At 70.1% G+C, this 10,754-nt stretch carries 11 protein-coding genes; 5 read left to right on the forward strand and 6 right to left on the reverse strand.

The features are described 5' to 3' along the window. Positions 1 to 129 precede the first annotated feature (129 nt). The 3 genes from F3T56_RS20035 to F3T56_RS20045 all read left to right on the forward strand — a co-directional run bounded on the left by F3T56_RS20035 (position 130) and on the right by F3T56_RS20045 (position 2,642). Positions 130 to 771 carry a DUF6758 family protein gene (locus F3T56_RS20035; RefSeq protein WP_149826550.1) on the forward strand — a complete coding sequence of 214 codons (642 nt, stop codon included), beginning with the start codon at positions 130 to 132 and terminating at the stop codon, positions 769 to 771. Positions 772 to 1,014: 243 nt separating this feature from the next. Further along, positions 1,015 to 1,872 (forward strand): PHP domain-containing protein, encoded by an 858-nt coding sequence (locus F3T56_RS20040; RefSeq protein WP_149826574.1) that lies wholly within the window; start codon positions 1,015 to 1,017, stop codon positions 1,870 to 1,872. Positions 1,873 to 2,036: 164 nt separating this feature from the next. Further along, the gene (locus F3T56_RS20045; protein ID WP_149826551.1) at positions 2,037 to 2,642 is read left to right on the forward strand and encodes a MarC family protein; all 606 of its coding nucleotides are present in this window, start codon (positions 2,037 to 2,039) and stop codon (positions 2,640 to 2,642) included. Positions 2,643 to 2,726: 84 nt separating this feature from the next. Here the strand turns inward: F3T56_RS20045 and F3T56_RS20050 are convergent, their stop codons facing one another. Next, positions 2,727 to 2,879: a hypothetical protein gene (locus tag F3T56_RS20050; protein WP_149826552.1), complete on the reverse strand. Its 153-nt coding sequence runs from the start codon at positions 2,877 to 2,879 to the stop codon at positions 2,727 to 2,729. A 247-nt stretch (positions 2,880 to 3,126) separates the two neighbouring features. On the opposite strand from F3T56_RS20050, the gene F3T56_RS20055 reads away from it, so the two are divergent. Further along, positions 3,127 to 4,023 (forward strand): NYN domain-containing protein, encoded by an 897-nt coding sequence (locus F3T56_RS20055; protein ID WP_149826553.1) that lies wholly within the window; start codon positions 3,127 to 3,129, stop codon positions 4,021 to 4,023. Positions 4,024 to 4,039: 16 nt separating this feature from the next. Here F3T56_RS20055 and F3T56_RS20060 read toward each other — a convergent pair whose 3' ends face one another. Continuing rightward, positions 4,040 to 4,909, reverse strand: coding sequence for an alpha/beta fold hydrolase (locus F3T56_RS20060; protein WP_149826554.1), 870 nt, complete (start codon positions 4,907 to 4,909; stop codon positions 4,040 to 4,042). A 321-nt stretch (positions 4,910 to 5,230) separates the two neighbouring features. Beyond that, positions 5,231 to 7,489: a DEAD/DEAH box helicase gene (locus F3T56_RS20065; RefSeq protein ID WP_246203713.1), complete on the reverse strand. Its 2,259-nt coding sequence runs from the start codon at positions 7,487 to 7,489 to the stop codon at positions 5,231 to 5,233. A 507-nt stretch (positions 7,490 to 7,996) separates the two neighbouring features. Between F3T56_RS20065 and F3T56_RS20070 the strand changes: the two genes are divergently transcribed. Next, positions 7,997 to 8,785, forward strand: coding sequence for a ferritin-like fold-containing protein (locus F3T56_RS20070; protein WP_149826556.1), 789 nt, complete (start codon positions 7,997 to 7,999; stop codon positions 8,783 to 8,785). Positions 8,786 to 8,925: 140 nt separating this feature from the next. On the opposite strand, the gene F3T56_RS20075 is transcribed toward F3T56_RS20070, so the two are convergent. The 3 genes from F3T56_RS20075 to F3T56_RS20085 form a co-directional block, all read right to left on the reverse strand. Then, positions 8,926 to 9,198: a hypothetical protein gene (locus tag F3T56_RS20075; protein WP_149826557.1), complete on the reverse strand. Its 273-nt coding sequence runs from the start codon at positions 9,196 to 9,198 to the stop codon at positions 8,926 to 8,928. Between the two features lie 258 nt (positions 9,199 to 9,456). Then, positions 9,457 to 9,684, reverse strand: coding sequence for a DUF3107 domain-containing protein (locus F3T56_RS20080; protein WP_172639037.1), 228 nt, complete (start codon positions 9,682 to 9,684; stop codon positions 9,457 to 9,459). A gap of 152 nt (positions 9,685 to 9,836) precedes the next feature. Further along, positions 9,837 to 10,478 carry a TetR/AcrR family transcriptional regulator gene (locus tag F3T56_RS20085; protein WP_149826559.1) on the reverse strand — a complete coding sequence of 214 codons (642 nt, stop codon included), beginning with the start codon at positions 10,476 to 10,478 and terminating at the stop codon, positions 9,837 to 9,839. Positions 10,479 to 10,754: the final 276 nt, after the last annotated feature.

The following is a 10,754-nucleotide window of genomic DNA, read 5'->3' on the forward strand; positions in this document are numbered from 1 at the left end:
TTCCGTTGGTTGGCCAAGTGGGCGAGCCGCTGTCCGGGATCCGGTGTCCGTGAGCGGAATGTGACGCGCACACGCCGGACGGGTGATCGTCCTTGACGCGAGGAAGCACGGGGAGGACCGTTGGGCCCTATGAGGGGCGAACCCAGTTGCCCGAAGTGTGGTGGCCGGGTCAGGGCTCCCGGCCTCTTTGCCGACTCCTGGCAGTGCGCTGTGCACGGGACGGTGCACCCGCTGCAGCCCGTGATCCCGCCCAGCGTCGAGGCCCTCAGCGTTGTGGTGCACCGTGCCAAGGTGCCCGTGTGGATGCCGTGGCCGCTGCCTGTGGGCTGGCTGTTCACCGGGGCCGCGTTCGCCGGTGACGACCGCAGCGGGGGCCGCGCCACCGCCGTGGCCTGCTCCGGCCCGGGGCCGCTCGGCGGGATAGGGGAGCTGGTGCTCATCGCCGAGGAACTCGGCGTCGGCCTCGGCGCGCGGTACGCGGGCATCGACGGCCCCGACCCCGGCCCGTATCTGAGCGTCGAGAAACCGCCCCAGGCGAAGGTCCTGGCCGCCGGGCGCCCGACGCCTCTCTGGCATGTCTCCGCCACCCCCGACGACCGTGCGGTGTTCGCCGGGGAGGCGCTCGGACTGTGGCTGTGGGCGGTCGTGTGGCCCGAGCAGACCGGGTTGCTGATGTACGACGAACTGGTGCTGACAGATCTGCGGGACGCGGGGGCGGAGGTGGAGCTGCTGCCTTGCGGGGCGCTGTCACCGCGGATCTTGGAACCGTAGGGCGCGGATCCTTGATTCGCCGGGCGCCTGATAGCTCCGGGTCGGCCCGGGAAAGTCAGGGGCGCGGGGAACTGCGCGAGAAACCCCACGCACTCGCAGTCACCGAACAACCGATTCACCCGAGCTGCTCGCGAACTCTGTAGGGGGCAGTCGGCGGTTTCAGGTGTGACAAATGTGGTTCGGGTACGCGTTATTCTTGAGCGTCCGCTTCTTTTGTGTCCCGTCATGCCTGGAGTCCGCCTCGTGCGCATCGATCTGCACTGTCACTCCACGGCATCCGACGGTACGGACACTCCGGCCGAGCTCGTGCGGAACGCGGCCAAGGCCGGGCTGGACGTCGTCGCGCTGACCGATCACGACACGACGCGCGGGTACGCCGAGGCGATCGCCGCGCTGCCGCAGGGGCTCACGCTGGTCACCGGTGCCGAGCTGTCGTGCCGGCTGGACGGTGTCAGCATGCACATGTTGGCCTACCTGTTCGACCCCGAGGAGCCCGATCTGCTCGCTGAGCGCGAGTTGGTGCGGGACGACCGGGTGCCGCGGGCCCGCGGGATGATAGCCAAGCTGAACGAGCTGGGCGTGCCCGTGACCTGGGAGCAGGTCTCGCGCATCGCCGGTGACGGTTCCGTGGGGCGGCCGCACGTGGCCACCGCCCTTGTCGAACTCGGCGTCGTACCGACCGTGAGCGACGCCTTCACCGAGCAGTGGCTCGCCGACGGCGGCCGTGCCTTCGTCGAGAAGCACGAGACCGACCCCTTCGACGCGATCCGGCTGATCAAGGGCGCGGGCGGCGTCGCCGTCTTCGCGCACCCGGCCGCCGTCAAGCGCGGCAAGACCGTCCCGGAGTCCGCGATCGCCGAACTGGCCGCCGCCGGACTCGACGGCATCGAGGTCGACCACATGGACCACGACCCGGCGACCCGGGCCCGACTGCGCGGCCTGGCGAAGGAGCTGGGGCTGCTCACCACCGGGTCCTCCGACTACCACGGCAGCCGCAAGACCTGCGTGCTCGGCGAGTACACGACCGACCCCGATGTGTACGGGGAGATCACGCGGCGGGCCACCGGAGGGTTTCCCGTCCCGGGGGCGGGCGGGAGCTAGGTCGCCCCTTCGTCTTACGGCACCCGGCGGCTGCTGGCCCTGCCCACCCTCCCCCACTCTCGACTTCGTTCGAGCGGGCGGTGCCCCCATCGCCCTGCGGAACGACTGCCCACAGTAGTTGTGGGTCGCCCTCCTGCTTGTTCTTCACTTCCGCAAGGCACCCCGTGTTCGATCTCGCCGTCTTCGGCTCGCTCTTTCTCACTCTCTTCGTGATCATGGATCCGCCCGGGATCACGCCGATCTTCCTCGGGCTCACCGCCGGTCGTCCCGCGCGGACGCAGAGGCGGATGGCGTTTCAGGCCGTGTGTGTCGCCGGTGGGGTGATCACGGTCTTCGGGCTTCTCGGTCACCAGATCCTGAACTATCTGCATGTGTCCGTGCCCGCGCTGATGATGGCGGGCGGGCTGCTGCTTCTGCTGATCGCGCTCGACCTGCTGACCGGCAAGACGGACGAGCCGAAGCAGACCAAGGACGTGAACGTCGCCCTCGTCCCGCTGGGCATGCCGCTGCTGGCCGGTCCGGGTGCGATCGTGTCGGTGATCCTCGCGGTGCAGAAGGCGGACAGTGTGGCCACCCAGGTGTCCGTGTGGGTCGCGATCCTCGCGATCCATGTCGTGCTGTGGCTGACGATGCGGTACTCGTTGCTGATCATCCGGGTCATCAAGGACGGCGGTGTGGTGCTGGTGACGAGGCTCGCGGGGATGATGCTCTCCGCGATCGCCGTGCAGCAGATCATCAACGGCGTCACCCAGGTGATCCAGGGCAGTTGAGGCCGCGTCGGCCACCCGCGCACACGCAGAGCCCCGTACGGCACCGATGCCGTACGGGGCTCTGAAGTGTGAACGGACCGCGTACTACGAGGCGGTCACGTCAGCCGGGCGGATCCAGATGCGCTGCCCGATGGCGGCGGCCTGTTGCACGATCCGGTTGACGGAGGCGGCGTCCACGACGGTGCTGTCCACGGGCGTGCCGTCGACATCGTCGAGTCGCAGGATTTCGAAGCGCAAGGGCTTCTCCCTTCGTCTGGTCATCCTCCTGAGGAGAACTACTGGTGGTGGTACGCGGGTCGTCGGTGCCCGGGTTCCATGAGGATTCAACGGTATGCATGTTACAAACATTCCCTACGCTAAGGAAAATTTTCGAGAAGCTAATTACTGTCCGGTAAGCGATGGTCGGAGTGCGTCTACCAGGAAGCTGGAAGACTGATTGGGACCGGTTGTGTTCGCAGCGTGACCGCCGGGACAATGGATGCATATGAACGACGACCTCGCGGCGCTCGGCGCCCGCATCGACCGTACGAACGAGCTGCTGCAGCGCATGCTCGCCGAGGTGGCGAAGACGCCCTCGACGCATGCGATCTTCGTCGACGCCGGGTATCTGTACGCGGCCGTGGGGCGGCTCGTCGCCGGGACGGAGGACCGGCGGTCCTTCGACCTCGATGCGGAAGGTCTCATCGAAGCGCTGATCGACAGGGCGCGCACGATCTTCGCGGACAGCCGGCTGCTGCGGGTCTACTGGTACGACGGGGCGCGGCGCCGCATCCACACGGCGGAGCAGCAGTCCATCGCGGAACTGCCGGACGTGAAGGTGCGGCTCGGCAACCTCAACGCGAACAACCAGCAGAAGGGCGTCGACTCCCTGATCCGCACCGACCTGGAGTCACTGGCCCGGCACCGCGCCATCAGCGACGCGGCGCTCCTCGGCGGCGACGAGGACCTGGTCTCGGCGGTCGAGGCCGCGCAGGGCTACGGGGCACGGGTCCATCTGTGGGGCATCGAGGCGCCGGAGGGCCGCAACCAGGCCGAGCCGCTGCTCTGGGAGGTCGACAGCCAGCGGACGTTCGACCTCGACTTCTTCAAGCCGTATGTGTCACGGCGGACCGCCGCGACCTATGAGGCCGCCGCGAGCGTCCGCCCCACCCGGGAGGACGTCCGTTTCGTCGGCGCACAGATCGCCGCGAAGTGGCTGGCCTCCCGGGGCCGGGAGACGCTCCAGGAACTCCTCCACGGCCACCCGTACCTGCCCGGCTCGGTCGACCAGGATCTGCTCGTCGAGGCGGAGGGGCTGCTCCAGTACTCGCTGCGGGGACAGGCGGACCTGCGACGGGCCCTGCGGGACGGTTTCTGGGAGCACTTGCGCGCCCAGTACTGAGCGGGCACCAGAAGGCTCAGCCGCTGATCTGGTCCAAGAAGCCGATGAGGGCGTCGGCCGTCGCCTTCGGCTGGTCGGTGTTGGGGGAGTGCTCGGCGCCGGGGATGACGGTGCGGTGGGCGCTCAGCCGTACGGCCATGTCGTCGAGGACCGTGATCGGCCAAGTGTCGTCGCGCTCACCGGACAGGACGTGCTTGGGCAGGTCGACGGCGGCGAGTTCGGCGACGCGGTCGGGCTCCGCGCAGAGCTGACGGCCCGTGGCGATCAGCTGGGCGGGACTGTTGCCGAGCCAGCGGCGGCGCAGGTCGGCGCGGTCGTCCAGCCCCTCGCCGAGGGCGCCCGTGTCGGTCTCCTCCGGCGGCTCCATCGCCTGGATCGCGTCCCACACCTGCTCCATGCCCATCACGGCCAGGGCGTCCCGCAAGAGCTTCACGCGTTGCTGCTGGGAGGCCGAGATCTGGGCCGGCCCCGACGCCATCAGCGTGAGCGAGGCGAAGGGGGCCGCGTCCAGCAGTACGGCGGCGCGGGAGATCTGACCGCCGAGGGAGTGTCCGACGAGATGGACGGGCTCGCCGTCGCCCACGACCCGTGCCTGCGCGAGCAGATCCTGTGCCAACTCCGCCTGTGCGTACGGAGTTTCGTCGTTCTTGGGCCCCTCGCTCTCGTACTGCCCCCGCCCGTCCACGGCCACCGTGCGGTACCCCGCCTCCGCCAGCGGCTCATGAAGAGCGATGAAGTCCTCCTTGCTACCGGTGAACCCCGGCACCATCAGCACGGACCCCTTCACCGCCACACCCGCCTCGATCACGGCGAACTCTCCGCGAGCGGTACGAAGACGGTGGGCGCGGGCGCCGGGGGGCGGGGTGAACGTGGGAGGACGACTCATGGGGGGAGGGTAACGGGCGGTGGGGTCCGGCGGGCGGGCTGGTGACCAGTTCTACACTCCGGCCCACTGCGTGTTTTTAAGGGGCGCGGGGAACTGCGCGATCAGTCAAACACGACCGTCACGGACAAACGCACCGCAGCCACCCTTCATCCCCCAGCGGGGGCCTGGGGGCGGCAGCCCCCAGAAAAGGGCGGGGTTGAAGGGGCAGCCGCCCCTGAGGATGGGACGGGTAGGGGCGGCGGGGGCGAAGAACACCACGCGGAACACCAAAGGCCCGGCCCCCGGAAAGGGGACCGGGCCTACGCCTGGTTGAGGGCCGGGTCAGCCCTCCGTCGGCTCCACGGCAGCCGCAGCCTTACGAGTCCGCCGACGAGGCGCCGGCGCCTCACCCGACTCCTCGGCGGCAACCGCGGCCGCAGCCTTACGCGTCCGCCGCGGCTTCGTGGCCTGCTCCTCGGTCGGCTGGGTCGGCACCGTGGCCTCCGTCGCGGGCACGGCCTTGCGCGTGCGACGCCGCGGCTTCGGCGCCTCGGCGACGGCGGCCTCGGCAGCGCCCTCCGCCACCTCGACCACAGCCTCTGCGGCCTCCGCGACCTTCCGCGTACGACGGCGCGGCTTGGCGGGAGCCTCGGCCGTGGCCGACTCGGCGGTCACGGCCTCCGGGGCCTCCACCACGGCCTCGACGGCCTTCCGTGTACGACGGCGCTTCGGCGCGGCAACCTCGGCGGCGGCCTCCTCGGCGACGGTCTCGACGGGCGCCGCCTCGACGGTCACCGCGGCCTTACGGGTCCGGCGGCGCGGCTTGGCGGGCTCGGTGTCGGTCGCGCCCTCGGCCGTGTCGAGCGCGGCTTCCACGGTCTCGACAGCAGCCACTACGGGCTCCGCGGCCGCCGACTTACGGGTCCGGCGGCGACGCGGCTTGGCCGCCTCCTCGACGGCCTCGACGGCCTGGACCGCTTCCACAGCCTGGGCATCGGCCTCCGCGGGAGTGCCCTCGGCCGTCTCCACCGAGCTCTCCGCGGCGGGCGTCGCTTTACTACGGGTGCGGCGACGGCGCGGCCCGGGGGTCTCCTCGGCGGCCTTGTCGGACGTGCCCTCGACCGTCTCCAGCACGGCCTCGGCCGCGCTCACGGCCTCCGCGGCGGGAGCCGCACCGGCACGGGTACGGCGACGGCGGCGCGGCGTACGGGGCTCGGACTCGGCGGAGTCGGCGCCCGGAGCCTGTGTGGACGGCGCGGACTCGGTGACCGCGGCGGCCTCCGGGGACACCCCGTCGACGGTCGCACCACCACGGGTACGGCGGCGGCGCGGCGTATGCGCCGGACGCTCGGGCTCGGCGGACGACGAGCCCGAGGAACGGCCACCACGACCGCGCGGCCCACGGCCGCCCGGCTCGCCGAGATCCTCCAGCTCCTCGGCCTCCAGCCCGGCCCGGGTGCGCTCGGAGCGCGGCAGAACACCCTTCGTACCCGCGGGGATGCTCAGTTCCTCGAAGAGGTGCGGGGAGGTGGAGTACGTCTCCGGCGGGTCGTTGAAGCCGAGGTCCAGCGCCTTGTTGATGAGCTGCCAGCGCGGGATGTCGTCCCAGTCGACGAGCGTGATCGCGATGCCCTTGGCACCGGCGCGGCCCGTACGGCCGATGCGGTGCAGGTACGTCTTCTCGTCCTCGGGGGACTGGTAGTTGATGACGTGGGTGACACCCTCGACGTCGATGCCGCGGGCGGCGACGTCGGTGCAGACGAGGACGTCCACCTTGCCGTTGCGGAAGGCGCGCAGGGCCTGTTCACGGGCGCCCTGGCCGAGGTCGCCGTGGACCGCGCCGGAGGCGAAGCCCCGCTGCTTGAGCTGGTCGGCGAGATCGGCCGCCGTGCGCTTCGTACGGCAGAAGACCATGGCCAGTCCCCGGCCGTCGGCCTGCAGTATGCGCGCGACCATCTCGGGCTTGTCCATGTTGTGCGCGCGGTAGATGTGCTGCGAGGTGTTCGCGACCGTCGCGCCCTCGTCGTCCGGCGCCGTGGCACGGATGTGGGTCGGCTGCGACATGTAACGGCGGGCCAGACCGATGACCGCGCCCGGCATGGTCGCCGAGAACAGCATCGTCTGACGCCTGGCCGGAAGCATGTTGATGATCTTCTCGACGTCGGGCAGGAAGCCCAGGTCGAGCATCTCGTCGGCCTCGTCGAGGACCAGGCACTTGACGTGCTTCAGGTTGAGCTTCTTCTGGCCGGCGAGGTCGAGGAGCCGTCCGGGGGTGCCGATGATGACGTCGACGCCCTTCTTCAGGGCCTCGACCTGCGGCTCGTAGGCGCGGCCGCCGTAGATCGCGGTGACGCGGACGTTGCGCACCTTGCCCGCGGTCAGCAGGTCGTTGGTGACCTGCGTGCACAGCTCGCGCGTGGGGACGACGACGAGCGCCTGCGGGGAGTCGACGAGGTCCTCGGGCTTGGCGCGGCCGGCCTCGACGTCGGCGGGGACGACGACGCGCTCGAGGAGCGGGAGGCCGAAGCCGAGCGTCTTGCCGGTGCCGGTCTTGGCCTGGCCGATGACGTCGGTGCCGGAGAGGGCGACCGGGAGCGTCATCTCCTGGATGGGGAAGGGGGTGATGATGCCGACGGCCTCCAGGGCCTCGGCCGTCTCGGGAAAGATTCCGAGATCTCGAAAAGTCGTAGTCAGGGTGCTGCCTCTTCTGTGTACGCGGTGTGGCGCGAGCGCGGGGGTCGGGTCGTCTGACCGTGCCGAGGGGACGTCGGCCGCCCTCACGGGCGGGCCGTGTGGCACGGGACCACTGCCGACGCTCTAGCGCTCATACCGCTGAGGGGTTCCCTCCGGACGCCGTGCGCGGAATGCCGTACGGAACAAGGAGGGCTGTCGGGTCGGAGCCGATCGGGCCACCGACCGGGCATCCTCATGCGTGCGGCCTGTCGAGAGACGGTCGAGATACCCGAGATGTCGCAGGTACGTCGACGTACTCAGCAGGCGCATTACCACCATACCCCGGAATCGCGCACATGCGATGGCCGATTTGGTCACGTAGTCGTTGTCACACTGATTGACCGGGCCCTTCCGCCCTACGGCGAGCGGGCTATTGTGCGCTTCATGACGACGTCTGACAAGCCTGAGCCTGAGAACTCCGCCGCCACCGCTGACACGGCAGACGCGGCCGACACCGCCGCCGAGGTCACCGGGATCGCCGCCCAGGACTGGGACCGGGCCTCCGCCGACCCGCAGTACCGCGCCGCCGTGGTCGATCTGCTCGGAGCGCTGGCGTACGGGGAACTCGCGGCGTTCGAACGGCTCGCGGAGGACGCGAAGCTGGCGCCGACGCTCGTCGACAAGGCCGAGCTGGCGAAGATGGCGGCCGCCGAGTTCCACCACTTCGAGAGGTTGCGGGACCGGCTCACGGAGATCGGGGAGGAGCCGACGCGGGCCATGGAGCCGTTCGTCGGCGCGCTCGACGGCTTCCACAAGCAGACGGCGCCGTCGGACTGGCTGGAGGGGCTCGTCAAGGCGTACGTCGGCGACTCGATCGCCAGTGACTTCTACCGGGAGGTCGCGGCCCATCTCGACGCCGACACGCGCGGGCTGGTGCTCGCCGTGCTCGACGACACCGGGCACGCCGGGTTCGCCGTGGAGAAGGTGCGGGCCGCGATCGACGAGGACCCGCGCGTGGGCGGGCGGTTGGCGCTGTGGGCGCGGCGGTTGATGGGGGAGGCGCTGTCGCAGTCGCAGCGGGTGGTCGCCGACCGGGATGCCTTGTCCACCATGCTGGTGGGCGGGGTTGCCGATGGGTTCGATCTGGCCGAGGTGGGGCGGATGTTCTCGCGGATCACTGAGGCGCACACGAAGCGGATGGCTGCGCTGGGCCTCGCGGCCTGAACGGGGGCGCCTGGTCGCCGTTGGGGTCTGTGTTGGCTGGCGGCTGCGGGTCGTTGGTGGCTGGTCGCGCAGTTCCCCGCGCCCCTTAGGGGCTTCGCCCCTTGCAAGGCGCCGCTTCCTTCTACGGCGCCCGATCCCTCCTACGCCGTTGCCGAGCTGCTGCGTCGAAAGCGTTCCGTTGGCCTCAGGAGCAGGGAGAGTGAGGCTGCCGCGACGATCAGGGCGCCGGTGAGGATGAGCAGGTAGGTGGCGGAGCCCAGAGCGGTGTGGGTGAGGAAGGCGCCGAAGAGGGCGCCGGCCACGCCGGTCGGCAGGACGAGGGTGCGGGACGGCAGGCGGTGCGGCAGTCGGTAGGCTGCGGCGCAGGCCAGGGCGAGGCCAAGGATCGCGGATCCGAGTGCTTCCAAGAACATGATCGGTTTCCCTCCCGCACGGCCATGGCCTGGGCAAATCGGTCGTAGCCGGTCCTACCCGCGAGTCAACCAACGCAATCCTCCTCCGAGGAGGAGTTGTGCGCCACCTGTGTGCGTCGGGCCCAAGGGATTCAGGGATTTCAAGGGATTTCATGGGGCGGCGACGCGGGACGGGTACATGGCGAGGGGCCCGGTGGTTCACACCACCGGGCCCCTCCCTTGGGCCTGTTGGGCTGTGCCCGTTGAACTACAGCTGAACTACAGCGCGCTGAAACCCACCTTGCGGACCGCCGACTCGCCGATGTCGACGTACGCGAGACGGTCGGCCGGGACCAGGACCTTGCGGCCGTGTTCGTCCGTGAGGCTCAGCAGCGCCGACTTGCCGGCCAGCGCCTCGGCAACGGCACGCTCGACCTCCTCGGCACTCTGACCGCTCTCCAGAACGATCTCGCGGGGCGCGTGCTGCACGCCGATCTTGACCTCCACGGCTATGTCCCTCCGACGGTCAGTGAAGTGCGCGGGCGTCCGCGCCGTACCCAGCACACATTAGCCCGGTGAGGGGACGTCCACGCTCCGCTCAAGAACGCCAACAGCGAACAGAGGGTGGGAACAAAACCCCGGACCGGGCCGTGGTGCGGTCAGTGGTGGTCGGTCCCGTGCAGCGGGAAGCCGGCGATGCCGCGCCAGGCCAGCGAGGCCAGCAGCTGCACCGCCTGCTCGCGCGGGACGCTGCGGTCGCTGTGCAGCCAGGAGCGGGCCACGACCTGGGCGAGGCCGCCCAGACCCGAGGCGAGGAGCATGGCCTCCGAGCGCGACAGGCCGGTGTCCTCGGCGATGACGTCGCGGATCGCCTCGGCGCACTCGGTGGTGACCTTGTCGACGCGCTCGCGCACGGCGGGCTCGTTCGTCAGGTCCGACTCGAAGACCAGCCGGAAGGCGCCGCCCTCGTCCTCGACGTACGCGAAGTACGCGTCCATCGTGGCCCGTACGCGCTGCTTGTTGTCGGTCGTCGACGCGAGCGCGCCGCGTACGGCCTGGATGAGGGACTCGCAGTGCTGGTCCAGCAGGGCCAGGTAGAGATCGAGCTTGCCCGGGAAGTGCTGGTAGAGAACCGGTTTGCTGACGCCCGCGCGCTCGGCGATGTCGTCCATCGCGGCCGAGTGATACCCCTGGGCCACGAAGACTTCCTGGGCGGCGCCCAGCAACTGGTTCCGTCGGGCTCGGCGCGGAAGGCGAGTGCCCCGCGGGCGTGCCGCCTCTGTCTGCTCGATGGCTGTCACGCCGCCTCCCAAAATCGTCCACTTGCGGTGTGCGCCGCGCCGCCATCGTACTTTTCGGTAACCCTGGTGTGCGCGGTGCGAGCGCAGAATTTCACGGACCGGACGGCGGGGACACTGCCCCGGATCACACCGAACAGGGGCAGGCCGGGCAGAAGAACGCCCTTTCCGGTCACCGATCGCCAAATTTCACGTTACTGGCGGTCCCCCTGCTAGGGCCTGTTCTGAGTTGAGATCACGGGAGGGCTGGCAGGCTGCGTAGCCAGAGGATGGAGCCGC

It is taken from the genome of Streptomyces tailanensis (assembly GCF_008386495.1).
Lineage (GTDB): Bacteria > Actinomycetota > Actinomycetes > Streptomycetales > Streptomycetaceae > Streptomyces > Streptomyces tailanensis.